The organism is Kitasatospora sp. NPDC088346 (assembly GCF_044740765.1).
GTDB lineage: Bacteria > Actinomycetota > Actinomycetes > Streptomycetales > Streptomycetaceae > Kitasatospora.
This window is the reverse complement of the sequence record NZ_JBIURH010000003.1, coordinates 57,413-72,037: the sequence shown is the minus strand read 5'-3', so window position 1 is coordinate 72,037 and position 14,625 is coordinate 57,413. Positions and strand designations below refer to the sequence as shown.

General features: G+C 72.1%; 18 protein-coding genes. 11 read left to right on the top strand and 7 right to left on the bottom strand.

Going from position 1 to position 14,625, the window contains the following annotated elements:
• From ACIOFR_RS06295 to ACIOFR_RS06275, 5 genes are all read left to right on the top strand, one after another.
• Complete coding sequence (locus tag ACIOFR_RS06295) at window positions 1-1,152, top strand: ABC transporter permease (protein ID WP_400992904.1); 1,152 nt, start codon at window positions 1-3, stop codon at window positions 1,150-1,152.
• The gene (locus tag ACIOFR_RS06290) at window positions 1,149-2,417 is read left to right on the top strand and encodes an ABC transporter permease (protein ID WP_400992903.1); all 1,269 of its coding nucleotides are present in this window, start codon (window positions 1,149-1,151) and stop codon (window positions 2,415-2,417) included. The genes ACIOFR_RS06295 and ACIOFR_RS06290 overlap by 4 nt, the downstream gene beginning before the upstream one ends.
• Entirely contained in the window at window positions 2,414-2,809 is a 396-nt protein-coding gene (locus tag ACIOFR_RS06285; RefSeq protein ID WP_400992901.1) for a cytidine deaminase, read from the top strand. Before ACIOFR_RS06290 ends, ACIOFR_RS06285 begins: the two co-directional genes overlap by 4 nt.
• 117 nt (window positions 2,810-2,926) lie before the next feature.
• On the top strand, window positions 2,927-4,204 hold the full coding sequence (locus tag ACIOFR_RS06280) for a thymidine phosphorylase (RefSeq protein ID WP_400992899.1): 1,278 nt from the start codon (window positions 2,927-2,929) through the stop codon (window positions 4,202-4,204).
• Window positions 4,205-4,423: 219 nt separating this feature from the next.
• Window positions 4,424-4,762 (top strand): helix-turn-helix domain-containing protein, encoded by a 339-nt coding sequence (locus ACIOFR_RS06275; protein WP_400992898.1) that lies wholly within the window; start codon window positions 4,424-4,426, stop codon window positions 4,760-4,762.
• Between the two features lie 20 nt (window positions 4,763-4,782).
• Here the strand turns inward: ACIOFR_RS06275 and ACIOFR_RS06270 are convergent, their stop codons facing one another.
• Together ACIOFR_RS06270 and ACIOFR_RS06265 are read right to left on the bottom strand one after the other, a co-directional pair.
• Window positions 4,783-4,989: a DUF397 domain-containing protein gene (locus ACIOFR_RS06270; protein ID WP_400992897.1), complete on the bottom strand. Its 207-nt coding sequence runs from the start codon at window positions 4,987-4,989 to the stop codon at window positions 4,783-4,785.
• The gene (locus tag ACIOFR_RS06265; protein WP_400992896.1) at window positions 4,986-5,816 is read right to left on the bottom strand and encodes a helix-turn-helix transcriptional regulator; all 831 of its coding nucleotides are present in this window, start codon (window positions 5,814-5,816) and stop codon (window positions 4,986-4,988) included. Before ACIOFR_RS06265 ends, ACIOFR_RS06270 begins: the two co-directional genes overlap by 4 nt.
• Window positions 5,817-5,931: 115 nt before the next feature.
• Here ACIOFR_RS06265 and ACIOFR_RS06260 point away from each other — a divergent pair, with 115 nt between their 5' ends.
• Together ACIOFR_RS06260 and ACIOFR_RS06255 are read left to right on the top strand one after the other, a co-directional pair.
• The gene (locus ACIOFR_RS06260) at window positions 5,932-6,108 is read left to right on the top strand and encodes a hypothetical protein (RefSeq protein WP_400992895.1); all 177 of its coding nucleotides are present in this window, start codon (window positions 5,932-5,934) and stop codon (window positions 6,106-6,108) included.
• Window positions 6,105-6,338 carry a hypothetical protein gene (locus tag ACIOFR_RS06255; protein WP_400992893.1) on the top strand — a complete coding sequence of 78 codons (234 nt, stop codon included), beginning with the start codon at window positions 6,105-6,107 and terminating at the stop codon, window positions 6,336-6,338. The genes ACIOFR_RS06260 and ACIOFR_RS06255 overlap by 4 nt, the downstream gene beginning before the upstream one ends.
• Here ACIOFR_RS06255 and ACIOFR_RS06250 read toward each other — a convergent pair.
• On the bottom strand, window positions 6,329-6,883 hold the full coding sequence (locus tag ACIOFR_RS06250) for a Uma2 family endonuclease (RefSeq protein ID WP_400992892.1): 555 nt from the start codon (window positions 6,881-6,883) through the stop codon (window positions 6,329-6,331). The two genes, ACIOFR_RS06255 and ACIOFR_RS06250, sit on opposite strands and share 10 nt — an antisense overlap.
• Window positions 6,880-8,202 (bottom strand): MFS transporter, encoded by a 1,323-nt coding sequence (locus ACIOFR_RS06245; RefSeq protein WP_400992890.1) that lies wholly within the window; start codon window positions 8,200-8,202, stop codon window positions 6,880-6,882. Before ACIOFR_RS06245 ends, ACIOFR_RS06250 begins: the two co-directional genes overlap by 4 nt.
• Window positions 8,203-8,265: 63 nt before the next feature.
• Here ACIOFR_RS06245 and ACIOFR_RS06240 point away from each other — a divergent pair, with 63 nt between their 5' ends.
• From ACIOFR_RS06240 to ACIOFR_RS06230, 3 genes are all read left to right on the top strand, one after another.
• On the top strand, window positions 8,266-9,222 hold the full coding sequence (locus ACIOFR_RS06240; protein WP_400992888.1) for a LysR family transcriptional regulator: 957 nt from the start codon (window positions 8,266-8,268) through the stop codon (window positions 9,220-9,222).
• A gap of 101 nt (window positions 9,223-9,323) precedes the next feature.
• Window positions 9,324-10,472: an adenosine deaminase gene (locus ACIOFR_RS06235; RefSeq protein WP_400992887.1), complete on the top strand. Its 1,149-nt coding sequence runs from the start codon at window positions 9,324-9,326 to the stop codon at window positions 10,470-10,472.
• A 258-nt stretch (window positions 10,473-10,730) separates the two neighbouring features.
• On the top strand, window positions 10,731-11,168 hold the full coding sequence (locus ACIOFR_RS06230) for a hypothetical protein (RefSeq protein WP_400992886.1): 438 nt from the start codon (window positions 10,731-10,733) through the stop codon (window positions 11,166-11,168).
• 100 nt (window positions 11,169-11,268) lie between these two features.
• Here the strand turns inward: ACIOFR_RS06230 and ACIOFR_RS06225 are convergent, their stop codons facing one another.
• Window positions 11,269-11,454, bottom strand: a complete 186-nt coding sequence (locus tag ACIOFR_RS06225; RefSeq protein WP_400992884.1) for a PspC domain-containing protein — start codon at window positions 11,452-11,454, stop codon at window positions 11,269-11,271.
• A 258-nt stretch (window positions 11,455-11,712) separates the two neighbouring features.
• Between ACIOFR_RS06225 and ACIOFR_RS06220 the strand changes: the two genes are divergently transcribed.
• Window positions 11,713-12,288: a helix-turn-helix domain-containing protein gene (locus ACIOFR_RS06220; RefSeq protein WP_400992883.1), complete on the top strand. Its 576-nt coding sequence runs from the start codon at window positions 11,713-11,715 to the stop codon at window positions 12,286-12,288.
• Window positions 12,289-12,320: 32 nt separating this feature from the next.
• On the opposite strand, the gene ACIOFR_RS06215 is transcribed toward ACIOFR_RS06220, so the two are convergent.
• Together ACIOFR_RS06215 and ACIOFR_RS06210 are read right to left on the bottom strand one after the other, a co-directional pair.
• Window positions 12,321-13,220, bottom strand: a complete 900-nt coding sequence (locus ACIOFR_RS06215; protein WP_400992882.1) for a dihydrodipicolinate synthase family protein — start codon at window positions 13,218-13,220, stop codon at window positions 12,321-12,323.
• Between the two features lies 1 nt (window position 13,221).
• On the bottom strand, window positions 13,222-14,049 hold the full coding sequence (locus tag ACIOFR_RS06210; RefSeq protein WP_400992881.1) for an aldolase: 828 nt from the start codon (window positions 14,047-14,049) through the stop codon (window positions 13,222-13,224).
• Between the last annotated feature and the right edge of the window lie 576 nt (window positions 14,050-14,625).

Sequence of the window (14,625 nt, the reverse complement as noted above, 5' to 3'; positions counted from 1 at the left end):
ATGACCAGTCCCACCCCCGCCAAGCGCCCGCTCGGCCAGCGGTTCGACCTGGAGCGCATCGTGCTCGGGCTCGCCGCGCCGGTGCTTGCCGTGCTGCTGTCCCTGGTGATCTGCTCGCTGCTGCTGCTGACCTCGGGCCGTGACCCGTTCAAGGCCTTCGACGTGATGTTCACGTACGGCACGGCCTCGGACGGCCAGGTCCAGATCATCAACAAGGGCGTCACCTACTACCTGGCCGCCGTGGCCGCCGCCTTCGGCTTCCGGATGAACCTCTTCAACATCGGTGTCGAGGGCCAGTACCGGATCGCCGCGCTGTTCACGGCGTACATCGGCAGCCAGATCAACCTGCCGGCGTTCATCCAGATCCCGCTGCTGCTGGTCACCGCCATGCTGGCCGGTGGCATCTGGGCCTCGATCGCCGGTGTGCTGAAGGTCTACCGCGGCGTCAGTGAGGTCATCTCGACCATCATGCTGAACGCGATCTCGCTCGCGGTGGTCGGCCTGCTGCTGGTGCCCGGCATCTTCGCCCCGAAGACCGGCAGCTCCAGCAACTCCATCCAGACCTCCCCGGTCTCCGCCTCCAGCCACTTCTTCTCGATTGAGACGGCCGGCGGCACCCTCTGGGGCTTCTTCGTCATCGCGATCCTGGTCGGCGTGGGCTTCCAGCTCACCCTGAACCGCACCCGCTTCGGCTTCGACCTGCGCGCCACCGGCCGCTCCGAGAGCGCCGCCCAGGCCTCCGGCGTCAACGTCAAGCGGATGGTCCTGACCAGCATGGCCGTCTCCGGCGCGCTGGCGGGTCTGATCGGCATGCCGACCCTGCTGCAGAGCTCGTACACCTACGGCACCAGCTTCCAGCAGGGCCTGGGCTTCACCGGCATCGCGATCGCGCTGCTCGGGCGCAACAGCCCGATCGGCATCGTCTTCTCGGCACTGCTCTTCGCGTTCATGGACGTCACCGCCGTGCAGCTGCCGCTGCAGGGTGACTTCCCGCAGGAGATCGTCGCCGTCATGCAGGGCACCATCGTCATCTGTGTCGTCGTCGCCTACGAGCTGGTGCGCCGTTACGGCCTCAAGCGCCAGCAGCAGAAGGTCGGCGCCGAGCTCGCCGCGCAGGCCGCTGCGGCCGCCAACAAGGAGGTGGCCGCATGAGCACCGCAACCTCGACCCGGCCGAAGTCGCCGGGCAGTGCCCCCGCCAAGAAGCACAAGATCACTTGGCCGGTGGTGCTGCTGCTGATCGCCGCGGCGCTGCTGCTGGTCTCGGTGGTCGCCACCCTGACCGGCAACCACGGTCTGACCGCCTCGGGTCAGATCACCGCCGCCCTGGGCGCCGCCGTGCCGATCGCGATGGCCGGTCTCGGCGGTCTGTGGTCCGAGCGGGCCGGCGTGGTCAACATCGGCCTCGAAGGCATGATGGTCGCCGGCACCTTCTGCGGAGCCTGGGCCGGTTACCTGGTCAACCCGTGGGTCGGCCTGCTGGCCGGCATGGCCGGCGGTGCGCTCGGCGGTCTGCTGCACGCCATCGTCACGGTCACCTTCGGCGTGGACCACATCGTCTCCGGCGTCGGCATCAACCTGCTGATCCCGGGTCTCTGCGCCTACATCAACAAGATCTACTACAAGGACTACGTCGCCTTCGGCGCCGGTGCGAACCAGTCCCCGCCGGCCGAGTCGCTGCCCGCGATCACCATCCCCGGGCTGTCCGACTGGCTGGACAAGATCGAGGCGCACCACTGGTTCCTGGTCTCCGACATCGCCGGCATCGCGGGCGGTCTGGTCACCAACCTGTCGGTGGTCATCGTGATCGCCGCCGCGCTGCTGGTGCTGAGCTACTTCCTGCTCTGGCGCACGGTCTTCGGCCTGCGGCTGCGCTCCTGCGGTGAGAACCCGACCGCCGCCGAGTCGCTGGGCGTCAACGTCTACAAGTACAAGTACATCGCGGTCATCGCCTCGGGCGCGTTCGCCGGCCTCGCCGGTGCGTACCTCTCGCTGGTCGCCTCGCACTTCTACAAGGACGGCCAGACCCAGGGCCGAGGCTTCATCGGTCTCGCCGCGATGATCTTCGGCAACTGGATGCCCGGCGGTCTCGCCATGGGCGCCGGCCTGTTCGGCTTCACCGACAGCCTCCAGCTGCGCGACGCGGACAACGTGCACGTCCTGCTGGTGATCGTCGCCGTGGCGATGGCCGTGCTGGCGCTGTGGCAGTCCTACCGCCGCAAGTACACCCCGGCGCTGATCAGCATCGTGGTGGCCGGCGGCCTGGCGGTCTGGTACGCGCTGACCGACTCGGTGCAGCGCCCGCTGATCGTGGCCACCCCGTACGTGATCACCCTGGTGGTGCTCGCGGCGGCCTCGCAGCGCCTGCGGCCCCCGAAGGCCGACGGGCAGATCTACCGCAAGGGCCAGGGCAAGTGACCGCGCCGACCGCTCCCGACTGGGAGGCGCTGCGCGACGCGGCCCGCGACGCGATGTCGCGTGCCTACGCCCCGTACAGCAAGTTCCCGGTCGGCGCGGCGGCGCTGGTGGACGACGGGCGGACCGTCACCGGCTGCAACGTGGAGAACGCCTCGTACGGACTCGGCCTGTGCGCCGAGTGCGGCCTGGTCTCCGCGCTGCACGCCAGCGGTGGCGGCCGGCTGGTGGCCTTCACCTGCGTCGACGGCGAGGGAGAGCTCCTGATGCCGTGCGGCCGCTGCCGGCAGCTGCTGTTCGAGCACGGCGGGCCCGAGCTGCTGGTCGAGCTGCCCTCCGGGGTGAAGACCATGGCCGAGGTCCTGCCGGACGCGTTCGGCCCGGAGCGGCTCTAGCACCCCCCTTTGTTACGCGCGTAGAGTGTCGCGGGAGCGGCCCGGACCGGGCCCTCCCGCGACACTCTTCGCTTTTCTCCCGCACCTGAGTACGTGCCCCACCCCCTTGGAGAACCAATGGACGCCCCCTCCGTCATCCGGACCAAGCGCGACCGCGGCGAGCTGACCGACGCCCAGATCGACTGGGTGATCGACGCCTACACCCGCGGCGAGGTCGCCGACGAGCAGATGTCCGCGCTGGCGATGGCGATCCTGCTGAACGGCATGAACCTCCGCGAGATCAGCCGCTGGACCGACGCGATGATCCGCTCGGGCGTCCGGATGGACTTCTCCGCCCTCGGCGTGCCCACCTCCGACAAGCACTCCACCGGCGGCGTCGGCGACAAGATCACCCTCCCGCTCGCCCCGCTGGTCGCCGCCTGCGGCGCGGCCGTCCCGCAGCTCTCCGGCCGCGGCCTCGGCCACACCGGCGGCACCCTCGACAAGCTGGAGTCCATCCCCGGCTGGCGGGCCCTGCTCTCCAACGACGAGATGATGGACGTGCTGCGCGGCGCCGGCGCCGTGATCTGCGCGGCCGGCGACGGCCTGGCCCCCGCCGACAAGAAGCTGTACGCGCTGCGCGACGTCACCGGCACCGTCGAGGCGATCCCGCTGATCGCCAGCTCGATCATGTCCAAGAAGATCGCCGAGGGCACCGGCGCCCTGGTCCTGGACGTCAAGGTCGGCTCCGGCGCCTTCATGAAGAACCTGCCCGACGCCCAGGAACTGGCCCGCACCATGGTCGGCCTCGGCAAGGCGGCCGGCGTCAACACCGTCGCCCTGCTCACCGACATGTCCACCCCGCTCGGCCTCACCGCCGGCAACGCGCTGGAGGTCCGCGAGTCGGTCGAGGTGCTGGCCGGCGGCGGCCCCGCCGACGTCGTCGAGCTGACCCTCGCCCTGGCCCGCGAGATGCTCGCCGCCGCCGGCGTCCACGGCAAGGACCCCGCCGACGCCCTGCGCGACGGCTCCGCCATGGACCACTGGCGCCGCATGATCAGCGCCCAGGGCGGCGACGTCGACGCCCCGCTCCCGGTCGCCCGCGAGCAGCACGTCGTCACCGCGTCCGCCTCCGGCCTGCTCACCGGCCTCGACGCGTACGCCGTCGGCGTCTGCGCCTGGCGCCTCGGCGCCGGCCGCGCCCGCAAGGAGGACCCGGTGCAGGCCGGCGCCGGCGTGGAGATCCACGCCAAGCCCGGCGAGGCCGTCAAGGCCGGCCAGCCGCTGCTGACCCTGCACACCGACACCCCCGAGCGCTACGACTACGCCATGGAGGCGCTGGCCGGCGGCATCACCATCTCCCCGGAGGGTACCGCCTTCACGCCCAAGCCGATCGTGCTGGACCGCATCGCCTGACGCGGCTGACACACTCCGTGCCCGGGCCGCCCTCGCCGTGCGGCCCGGGCATGCTGCTGTCCGGGGTCGGAATCGGTTCACCCGTGAGTGGTGGGTCGTCCTGCTGACCGCTCTCGGGAGAACGAGGATGCGGGAGACTGCAGAAGTGGTCGTGCCGTCCGGACGCGCCGACGATCTGAGAGGGTCGAGCAGCCGGACGGCCGTCGAAGGAGAGCTGCGATGAACCACGCCCGGTGGAAGACCGCCCGCACGCGCGCCCTTCTGGGGGAGGCGGTCTCGGAGGCCCCCGAGGTGGCCGCTGCGCGCAGGGAGATCCGCTATGCGATGGCTCTCGGGCAGGCGGTGTACGACCGCCGGACGACTCTCGGCATCTCCCAGGCCGAGGTGGCACGCCGGGCGGACATGACGCAGCCGCAGATCTCCCGGATCGAGGGCGGGGACACGGTGCCCACGCTGCCACTCCTTGAGCGGCCGGCGGGCGCCCTGGAGTCGGAGCTCGACATCCACGTCGTCCCGGGAGTCGAGGCCGAGGTCCGCTTCCACTCGCCGGCGGCCTGACGGGCCCTCCCGGGCCGATGTCAGACGGCGCCGAACTCGCCGGTGGCTGCGGCGCTGACGAAGGCGACCCAAGCGGCGGGGTGGACGGTGAGGTGGGTGTCGGGGGTCTTGGTGTCGCCGACGAGGACGGTGCCGGTGGTGGGCAGGTGGGTGTAGGAGACCTGGAGGCAGTCGCCGTTGCCCGCGTTGTCGCTGTAGCTGCTCTTGAACCACTGGATGCTGCTCATCGCCGAAAGTCCTCCCGTGCGCGCCGGAGCCACGCTGTCGACTCGTCAGGCGACAGGGCCGCCGCCTGGACGAGATCGTAGGTCAGGGCTGATTCCAGGACGGCGTCCGGTGATTCGAGAAGGTGGCCGGAGACGCTGCCCTCGGCGTAGGCGACCCGCGGGGCGTCGAGAAAGTCGAGCAGGGTGATCGAGCCGCCCATCGCTCCGTGGCCCCCGGCCGAGAACGGTAGGACCTGCACGATGTTGTGCGGCCCCTCGGCCAGGGTGAGGACATGGTCGAGCTGGCGACGCATCACCGCAGGGCTACCGACCGGCCTGCGGATGACGCTCTCGTCCAGCACGACCCGGACGAGTGGCGGGGACTCGTCGGTCAGACGCCGCTGGCGCGCGGCTCGCGCGGCCCACACCTGCTCGATCTCGTCCTGCTCGGCCCGGGGCCTGCCGAGGCGGATTGCAGCGTGTCCGTAGTCCGGCGTCTGCCACAGGCCTGGGAACGCCCCTGCCGCGTACTTCCGCATGCTCGCCGCCAGGGCCTCCAGCTCCATGAAGCGGCGGGACCGGTCCGGAAAGGCCTCGCGCAGGACCAGCGGGTAGAGGCGGTTGAAGATGCCGTCGGTGGTGAGGAGTTCGTCGAGCTTCCTCGGCAGGTCGGGTGGGATGGCGCGGATCGCGGTCTCCACGTTGCCGAGGTGGGTCTTGCTGTACGCCACCAGCTTCGACAGCTCCGCCAGGGAGAGGCCGTTGCGTTTCCGGAGATCCCTGAGCTGGAAGCCGAAGAGGTCACGTACCGACCGCTCGGGGGTCAACTCGCGTTCCTGGGCTGCCATCTGTGCGACCCCGTGCCCTCAGCGTGGGTGCGGACGTGCCGTACCTTCCCAGCGTGGCGCCACAGGGTGACGATGGGGGTGCGGAAGGTAATCACCCTTTGTGGAGGAGTAGTTCATGGTGAGCGCGCAGCCTGTTCCCCGGCTCGGTGAGCTGGTGGTCGAGGAGGAGTCCGGCCGGGTCGGCGAGTTCCGGGGCGTCGACCACGGCAGAGGGTGGCTCCGGCCGCCCGGCGGGGGGATCGAGTGGGATGTGGCGCCCGGTGCGGCGGCCGTGCAGGCGGCGGGGGAGTGAACCCGCTGGCTCGGGCGTATCTCATCGCGGGGGCGCTGGCGCTGCTCGCCGATGCGGACGTCCAACTGCTGCGACTGCCCGGCTGTTTCCGGGTGTCGATGCCCACACCTCGCGACACCGAGGTGCAGGCGTCGCTGCTCCCCGTCATCGGCTGGGCGGACCGGCTGGGGCACTCGTCGGGCGGGACGCTCTGGTGCGAGGTGGCGGCCCCCGGGTCGGGTCAGGCGTAGGTCTGCAGCACGCCGGTGTCGACGGTCCACGGGCCCACGGTGACGGTGTCACCGAAGGCGAAGGGCGTACGCGCCGCGTAGCCCGGCATGTCGTGCACGATCCCCGTCCCCTTGCGGGGGTCGACCAGCAGGTAGAGCGGAATGCCCATGGCGGCGTAGTCGCGGACCTTGTTCTCGTAGTCGTTCTCCGGGTTCGACTTCGAGACGATCTCGACGACCAGCAGGACCTCGTGGGGCAGGAGCGCGGGAGCCTCGCCCTCCAGCGCACTCTCTGCGAACACCATGAGATCCGGGCACCGGAGTCGGCCGAGCCCGGCGTCCTCCAAGTCGGCGCCCGGATGCGCGACAAAGCCGGGGTGGGTCGTCGGCAACTGCGCGTTGAGCTGACGGGCGATCCGCAGGACGGCCAGTTCGTGGCGCCGGACCGGTGACATCATCATGACGATCTCGCCGTTGGCGATTTCGATCTTGCCGATGCCCGGCACCTGCGGCAGCTGGTCGGCGATCTCGCGCAACCGGGCGTACACGGCCGGATCGATACTCATGCCCGGAGTGTATCCAGCGCGGGCCCGCGCCGGGCCTGGATCGCCCGGTGGGTGGCGTAGAGGGTGACGCCCGCGGCCAGGGCCATCGCCGCGAGGCCGACCGCGGCCGCGCCGGACCAGCCGGCGGAGTGGTAGGCGTCGGCGCCGATGGTGCCGCCGAGGCTGTTGCCCAGGTAGTAGGCGATCAGGTAGAGCGCGGAGGCCTGGGCGCGGCCGTGGGTGGCGGTGCGGCCGACCGAGGAGGACGCGGTGGCGTGGCCGATGAAGAAGCCGGCGGTGATCAGGACCAGGCCGAGCAGCGCGCACGGCAGGGAGTTGCCGAGCGAGAGCAGCAGGCCGGTGGCGGTGGTGCCGATCGCGACGTAGAGGGTGCCGCGGCGGCCGAGCCGGCCGGTCAGGCGGCCGGCGTTGGCGGAGGAGACGGTGCCGACCAGGTAGACCACGAAGATCGAGGCGGCGATCGACTGCGGCAGGTGGAACGGCGCGGAGGTGAGCCGGTAGCCGACGGTGTTGTAGACCGCGCCGAAGACGGCCATGAAGAGCGCGCCGAGGGCGTACAGCCGCAGCAGCAGTGGGTCGCGCAGGTGGGCGCTGACCGTGCGGCCGAGCGCCCGGGCGTCGACGGGGGTGCGGCGGAACTGGCGGGCGGCGGGGATCAGCAGCCGGAAGGCGAGGGCGGCCAGCAGCGCGACCACCGCCGAGGCGGCCAGGCCCCAGCGCCAGCCCCAGGCGGCGCCCGCCCAGCCGGAGACCAGCCGCCCGCCCATGCCGCCGATCGAGTTGCCGGCCACGTACAGGCCCATCGCGGAGGCGAGGGCGCTCGGGTGGATCTCCTCGGCGAGGTACGCCATCGCGGTGGCCGGGAGTCCGGCGAGGGCCGCGCCCTGGACGGCCCGCAGCGCGGTCAGGGTGGTGAGGTCGGGGGCGAGCGGCAGCAGCAGGGCGACGGCGGTGGCGGCGAGCACGGAGGCGGTCATCACGGCGGTGCGCCCGTACCGGTCGGAGAGCGCGCTGGCCGGCAGGAGGGCGACGGCGAGGCCGAGGGTGGCCGCGGAGGCGGTCCAACTGGCCTGGCCGGGCGTCAGGTCGAGGTCCTCGGAGAGGAGCGGCAGCAGGCCCTGGGTGGCGTACAGCAGGACGAAGGTGGCGATCCCGGCGGCGAACAGGGCGAGGTTGGCGCGGCGGAAGGCGCGGTCGCCGGGGCGCAGCCGGGTGTCGGCGGCGGAGCGGGCGAGGGCGCCGGAGGCGGTGGTCGGGGACGACGAGGGAAGGGCACCCGGCAGCGTGACTGCGGATGCCCCCGTACTGGCGGGCGACATGTCTCGACGGTAGGACCGGCGTGCCTGATGCGTCCAATGCATGAACAAGCCAGAATCCATGCCATGACGCATGAGGACAGCTCACCGCCGGTACGCCCCGCCGAGCTCGACCCGGATTCGGCGGTGGTCCGACTGGCCCCGCAGCTGGCCCAGTTCGCGGCGGTGGCCCGGCTGGAACACGTCACCCAGGCCGCGCAGCTGCTGGACATGCCGCAGCCGACACTGTCCCGCGCGGTGGCCCGGCTGGAGGCGGAGCTGGGGGTGGACCTGCTGGCCCGGCAGGGTCGGGCGGTACGGCTGACCAGGGCCGGACGGCTGCTGCTCGGCTCGGTGGAACGGGCGCTGGCGGAGCTGGAGCGCGGCGCGGAGGCGGCCCGGGCGGAGGACGACCCGACGGCCGGGCGGGTGGCCTTCGGCTTCCTGCACACGATGGGGACGGACGCGGTGCCCGCCCTGCTGCGGGACTTCCGGGCCGGGCACCCGCGGGTGCGGTTCCAGCTGGCGCAGGACTACGTGGCGGCGATGCTGGACCGGATGCGCGCCGGTGAGCTGGACCTCTGCCTGGTCTCGCCGCTGCCGGACTCGCCGGACCTGGTGGCCCGGCCGCTGGACGAGCAGCGGCTGCACCTGGCGGTGCCCGCCGACCACCGGCTGGCCGGGCGGCGGCGGATCCGGCTGGCGGAGGTGGCGCAGGAGCCGTTCGTGGCGGTGGAGGAGGGGTACGGGCTGCGCCTGATCACCGACGGGTTCTGCGCGGAGGCCGGTTTCACGCCGCGGATCGCCTTCGAGGGGGAGGAAGCGGAGACGCTGCGCGGCCTGGTGGCGGCCGGCCTCGGGGTGGCGCTGCTGCCGCCCGCTCTGGTGGCCAGGCCCGGGGTGGTGGAGCTGGAGGTGACCGCGCCGCGGACCCGCCGGGCGATCGGACTGGCCTGGGTCGCCGGCCGGCCGCTCACTCCGCCGGTGGAGGCGTTCCGCGACTTCGTGTTGTCCCGGAAGGGGCGGTTGCTGGAGCACGACTGAACGGGTGGGGCCGGTGGTGGGCGTATGAAGGGGTGGGGCCGATGGTGGGCGTGCGGCGCGCCGAGGTAGAAATCTACGCGCGTAGGACCTACCATCTTCCAATGGAGACCCACACCCCTGCCGCCGCGGGCACCACCGGCCCCCGCATTCCCACGCCCGACCAGATCGCCCGCGCCCCGAAGGTGCTCCTGCACGACCACCTGGACGGCGGGCTCCGCCCCGAGACCATCGTCGAGCTGGCCGCCGCCTGCGGCTACCAGGGCCTGCCGACCACCGACCCGGTCAAGCTCGGCGTCTGGTTCCGCGAGGCCGCCGACTCCGGCTCGCTGGTCCGCTACCTGGAGACCTTCGCCCACACCTGCGCCGTGATGCAGACCCGCGAGGCCCTGATCAAGGTCGCCGCCGACTGCGCCGAGGACCTGGCCGCCGACGGCGTCGTGTACGCCGAGGTCCGCTACGCCCCCGAGCAGCACCTGGAGGCCGGCCTCACCCTCGACCAGGTCGTCGAGGCCGTGAACGAGGGCTTCCGCCTCGGCGAGGCCAACGCCCGCGCCGCCGGCCACCGGATCCGGGTCGGCACCCTGATCACCGCGATGCGGCACGCCGCCCGCTCGCAGGAGATCGCCGAGCTCGCCAACCGCCACCGCGACCAGGGCGTCGTCGGCTTCGACATCGCCGGCGCCGAGGCCGGGCACCCGCCCACCCGTCACCAGGCCGCCTTCGACTACCTCAAGGGCGAGAACAACCACTTCACCATCCACGCCGGCGAGGCGTTCGGCCTGCCGTCGATCTGGGAGGCCCTGCAGTGCTGCGGCGCCGACCGCCTCGGCCACGGCGTGCGGATCGTCGACGACATCACCGTGCACGAGGACGGCCGGGTCGAGCTCGGCCGGCTGGCCGCGTACGTCCGCGACAAGCGCGTCCCGCTGGAGATGTGCCCCACCTCCAACCTGCAGACCGCGGCCGCGGCCTCGTACGCCGAGCACCCGATCGGGCTGCTCAGCCGGCTGAAGTTCCGGGTCACCGTCAACACCGACAACCGGCTGATGAGCGGCACCAGCATGAGCCAGGAGTTCGGCCACCTCGTGGAGGCCTTCAACTACACCCTGGGCGACATGGAGTGGTTCACCGTCAACGCGATGAAGTCGGCCTTCCTGCCCTTCGACGAGCGACTGGCGATGATCAACGACGTGATCAAGCCCGGCTACGCCGAGCTGAAGGCGGAGTGGCTCTTCCAGGCCCGCGCCTGACGCACGTCGCGTCCGGCGTACGTCCCGCCTGACGCGCGTCGCGACCGACGCAGGCCCTGCCTGACGCACGCCCGAACGGGTGCCGGACGCCTCGCCGTCCGGCACCCGTTCGAGCGGTAACCCGGGAGGGTGACGTGTCTTTGGCCTGCGAAGGACCTTGTCACTACGGTGTGTCAGTCACTTCTGACACGGCGTGATGCCGGCGGCCCGTAGGCCGCGCTGCGCACGCGCCCGCCCGACGAGGACGAGGACCACCACATGAAGCAGGCCACTCTCAAGGCTGCCGGTACGGCCGTGCTCGGCGTCGCGATCGCCGCCGTCGCCGCAGGTACCGCCTCCGCCGCCGGCGCCGGCGGCCTCGGACTCCCGACCACGCTGGCCAACCCCGAGGTCGCGGGTGCGGCGACCACCGCCGCGACCGGCGCGGTCAACAAGGTCCCCGGCGGCGGCGAGGTGACCGAGGCCGTCGGCACCCTGGGCGTGGCGAGCCCGCTGTCGCCCGCACCGGCCGCCGCGGCCCCGCTCGCCGAGGACGCTCCGGTCGCCGACGGCATGCGCACCGCGGGTGCGAACCGGGTCGGCGGCCTGGAGTCCGTCCCCGGCGGCCAGGGCCTGTCGAAGACCCCGGTCGGCGGTGTCATCGGCACCATCAGCAGCCTCGGCGGTTCGCCCGGTGCCGTTCCCGGCCTGGGCTAGTCCCCGCGCTCGACGGCCGAGGGCCGCTCCCCCGCAGGACGGGGGAGCGGCCCTCGGCCGTTCGCGGCCGTGATCGGGCGCGGCCGTTCGCCGGCCCGGCTCACGCCTCCTGCGGGAGCACCAGCCACAGCGCCAGGTAGAGCAGGAACTGCGGGCCGGGCAGCAGGCAGGAGAGCAGGGCGATCGTCCGGACGGTCCAGGGGGCGAGGCCGAACCGCTCGGCGAGCCCGGCGCAGACGCCGGCGATGACGCGGTTGTGGCGGGGGCGGGCAAGGCGGCGGCTCATCGAGGTCTCCGAGGTGATGTGGCCCGGTGCCGGTCTCTCCGGCGGGCATGACTCCATCCTCCGTTCCGGCGGGCCGCCCGACGTCAGCCCCGGTGCGGATCCCAACCCCTCAACTCTGCCCGGGTCGGCGGGCGCCGGTCTCAGGGGAGACTCAGGGCCGGTCCCCGACCCCGGGCCGGAACCGGCGGCCGCCCGCTGCCCGTTCCGCAGGTGGCCGGTGGGAGAATGGCCCGTGGATCCATGGGCGAGAGGTACCGCATGACCAGCCGTTTGAGGGTGCTGAGGAAGCAGAACCGGCTCAGCCTGGAGGCACTCGCGGCGCAGGCCGGGGTGACCAAGAGCTATCTCTCCAAGGTCGAGCGCGGGATGAGCGTCCCGTCGATCGCCACCGCCCTCAGGCTCGCGCAGGTGCTGCGGGTCGACGTCGGCCGGCTCTTCTCCGACCAGGTCGAACCGGAGCTGGTCACCGTGGTCCGGGCCGGTGAGCGCAGCCCGGTCAGCGGTGCGCCGATCCCGGGGGCTCCGCACTACGAGGGCATCGCGACCGGGCTGAGCGGCAAGAAGATGGTGCCGTTCATGATGTACCCGCCCGCGGACCCGGCCGACTCGCCGTTCAGGTCGCACGCGGGCGAGGAGTTCTTCTTCGTCCACGCGGGCCGGGTCGAGCTGGAGTTCCCGGAGCGCACGGTCACCCTGGAGACCGGGGACAGCGTGTACTTCAACTCGGCGCTGCCGCACCGCTCCAGGAGCATCGGCGAGGTGCCGGCGGCCGTACTGGTGATCATCCACGACGAGCCCGCGGAGGCGGCCGAGCCGGTCCCCGCGCTGCCCTGAGGCCGCCGCCCCGACCGGCACCCCTGCCCCGCTCAGCCGGCCCCGCGGCCCACCGAGGCGAGCAGGCCGGCCAGTTGGCCGGTCCGCTCCGCGTCCAGTGGCAGCAGTGGGGGGCGGGGACCGCCCACCGGGTGCCCCTGGAGGGCGAGCCCGGCCTTGACGGTGGTCGGCAGGCCGCCGGCGAGGATGAACCGCAGGAGCGGCAGCTGCCGGTCGAACGCCGCGCGGGCGGCGTCGAGGTCGCCGGCCCGGACGGCGCGGTGGAGCTCCAGGGTCAGTTCCGGGATCAGGCAGGGCGCCGCCGTGCACCACCCGGCGGCGCCGGCGGCGAAGGCCTCCAGCGCCAGCGGGTTGCTGCCGTTGAAGAACGGCACGCCGCCGTCCGAGAGCCGGGCGATCCGGTGCATCCGCCGTACGTCCCCGCTGCTCTCCTTGACCATGGTGATGTTCTCCACCCGCTCGACCAGCCCGACCATCAGCTCGGGGGACAGGTCGACGCCGCTGGTCGCCGGGTTGTTGTAGATCATCACCGGCACGCTGACGGCGTCGGCGACCTGGGTGAAGTGCCGGACGACCTCCCGCTCGTCGAGCTTCCAGTACGAGAGCGGGAGCACCATCAGCACGTCCGCGCCGGCCCGTTCGGCGAACCGGGCGCGCCGGACGGCGCCGAGGGTGGTCAGTTCGGCGATCCCCACCACCGTCGGTACCCGGCGCCGTACCGCGGCGACGGAGACCTCCACCGCGGCGTGCCACTCGTCCTCGTCCAGGTAGGCGCTCTCCCCGGTGGAGCCGAGCGGTGCGACGGCGTGGCAGCCGGCCAGCACCAGCCGGTCCACCAGGGCGGAGAGCCGCTCGGCGTCGAGGCGCCCGTCGCTCTCGGCGAACGGGGTGACGGGGTACGCGACGATCCCCTCCAGGGTCGGGCCGGCCATCTCAGGCACCGCCCTCGGTGCCGTGCGGGCCGGCTGCCGGCGGCTGCGGGTCCAGGCAGTCGGTGTGTGTCCGCAGCGCCCGGCGTGCGTAGTAGGCGAAGTTGGCCTGGCCGCGCTTGGGGGTGGACGTCCAGTCGTGCGCCTCACGGGCCAACAGGTCCGGGATCTCCCGGATCGTGCCGGCCGCCATCGCCAACAGCTGCAGCCGGCCGGCCCGTTCGAAGAGCACGGCCAGCGTGGTGGCCTCCTCGACGGTGCCGCAGGCCACCAGCTGGCCGTGGTGGGCGAGCAGCAGGGCGCGCTTGTCGCCGAGGGCGGCGGTGATGATCTCGCCCTCCTCGTTGCCGACCGGGATGCCGGGCCAGGTCTCCAGGAACGCGCAGTCGTCGTACAGCGGGCACAGGTCCATGTGCGACACCACCAGTGGCTTCTCCAGCATGGAGAGCGCGGAGACGTGCAGCGGATGGGTGTGGACGATGCAGTTGACGTCGGGCCTGGCCCGGTAGACCCAACTGTGGAACCGGTTGGCCGGGTTGGCCATGCCGTCGCCCTCCAGGACGGTGAGGTCCTCGTCGACGAGCAGCAGGTTGGACTCGGTCACCTCGTCGAAGCCGAGGCCCAGCCGCTGGGTGTAGTAGGTGCCGGGCTCCTCGGCGCGGGCGGTGATCTGCCCGGCGAGGCCGGAGTCGTGGCCGGCGTCGAACAGGATCCGGCAGGTGAGGGCGACCTTCTGGCGGATCGTCCAGGTGGTGTCCGGGATGTGCGTGCGCATCGTCCGGTGGGCCTGTGCCACCAGCTCGGCCTTGGTGGCGTCGAATGTCCGTGCCATGGCGTGCTCTCTCCTCGCGACAGGCCGGGGCCCGGCGGCGGGCGCCCGACGGTCCGTCAGGACACAGAGTTGACAGTAGGACACGTCGTGTCCTGTGTCGAGCCCGTGCCCCACGGCCGGGCGTCCACAACTCCGGGGGCATGCGCGAGAAGCGAGGCGATGATGTCGTTCGGCATTGACCCGCAAGGGTGGAGAAAAGGGGGGGGAGAGGAGTCGATGATCCCTTTTCTGTTCGCAGAGCTCGACGCGCCATTGGATGATGAGAACCCGGACGAGTCGGTGCGTGACGACGAGAGCGCGTGGTCGATCGAGGCCTTCCGGAGCGGGATTCCGATGTTCGGGAATCTCGAAGAGCGTGAGGTGGGGCCCCGCCACATCGCCGATGTTGCAAGTGAGGAGACGGCCCGGACGGTGCTTCGCTGGCGCGCGGGGAATGGGACGGGGTGGAAATCCTGGACTGGCGGCCCGGTCAGGGGCCGTAACTCCGGGTGGCCGCGTTGCCGGTAGTCTCACAGTCGGCCCGTCCGGGGGGGCAGGTCGGGCCGACTTGTTTTTGAGGAATTCGGCAACTCTTCG

Excerpts from the sequence above, each read along its gene's own strand:
- ACIOFR_RS06260 (WP_400992895.1), top strand. The coding sequence starts at position 5,932 with ATGGTGAGCGCGCAGCCTGTTCCCCGGCTCGGTGAGCTGGTGGTCGAG.
- ACIOFR_RS06270 (WP_400992897.1), bottom strand. The coding sequence starts at position 4,989 with ATGAGCAGCATCCAGTGGTTCAAGAGCAGCTACAGCGACAACGCGGGC.
- ACIOFR_RS06240 (WP_400992888.1), top strand. The coding sequence starts at position 8,266 with ATGACGCATGAGGACAGCTCACCGCCGGTACGCCCCGCCGAGCTCGAC.
- ACIOFR_RS06230 (WP_400992886.1), top strand. The coding sequence starts at position 10,731 with ATGAAGCAGGCCACTCTCAAGGCTGCCGGTACGGCCGTGCTCGGCGTC.
- ACIOFR_RS06265 (WP_400992896.1), bottom strand. The coding sequence starts at position 5,816 with ATGGCAGCCCAGGAACGCGAGTTGACCCCCGAGCGGTCGGTACGTGAC.
- ACIOFR_RS06280 (WP_400992899.1), top strand. The coding sequence starts at position 2,927 with ATGGACGCCCCCTCCGTCATCCGGACCAAGCGCGACCGCGGCGAGCTG.
- ACIOFR_RS06210 (WP_400992881.1), bottom strand. The coding sequence starts at position 14,049 with ATGGCACGGACATTCGACGCCACCAAGGCCGAGCTGGTGGCACAGGCC.
- ACIOFR_RS06225 (WP_400992884.1), bottom strand. The coding sequence starts at position 11,454 with ATGAGCCGCCGCCTTGCCCGCCCCCGCCACAACCGCGTCATCGCCGGC.
- ACIOFR_RS06275 (WP_400992898.1), top strand. The coding sequence starts at position 4,424 with ATGAACCACGCCCGGTGGAAGACCGCCCGCACGCGCGCCCTTCTGGGG.
- ACIOFR_RS06250 (WP_400992892.1), bottom strand. The coding sequence starts at position 6,883 with ATGAGTATCGATCCGGCCGTGTACGCCCGGTTGCGCGAGATCGCCGAC.
- ACIOFR_RS06220 (WP_400992883.1), top strand. The coding sequence starts at position 11,713 with ATGACCAGCCGTTTGAGGGTGCTGAGGAAGCAGAACCGGCTCAGCCTG.
- ACIOFR_RS06290 (WP_400992903.1), top strand. The coding sequence starts at position 1,149 with ATGAGCACCGCAACCTCGACCCGGCCGAAGTCGCCGGGCAGTGCCCCC.
- ACIOFR_RS06245 (WP_400992890.1), bottom strand. The coding sequence starts at position 8,202 with ATGTCGCCCGCCAGTACGGGGGCATCCGCAGTCACGCTGCCGGGTGCC.
- ACIOFR_RS06215 (WP_400992882.1), bottom strand. The coding sequence starts at position 13,220 with ATGGCCGGCCCGACCCTGGAGGGGATCGTCGCGTACCCCGTCACCCCG.
- ACIOFR_RS06235 (WP_400992887.1), top strand. The coding sequence starts at position 9,324 with ATGGAGACCCACACCCCTGCCGCCGCGGGCACCACCGGCCCCCGCATT.
- ACIOFR_RS06295 (WP_400992904.1), top strand. The coding sequence starts at position 1 with ATGACCAGTCCCACCCCCGCCAAGCGCCCGCTCGGCCAGCGGTTCGAC.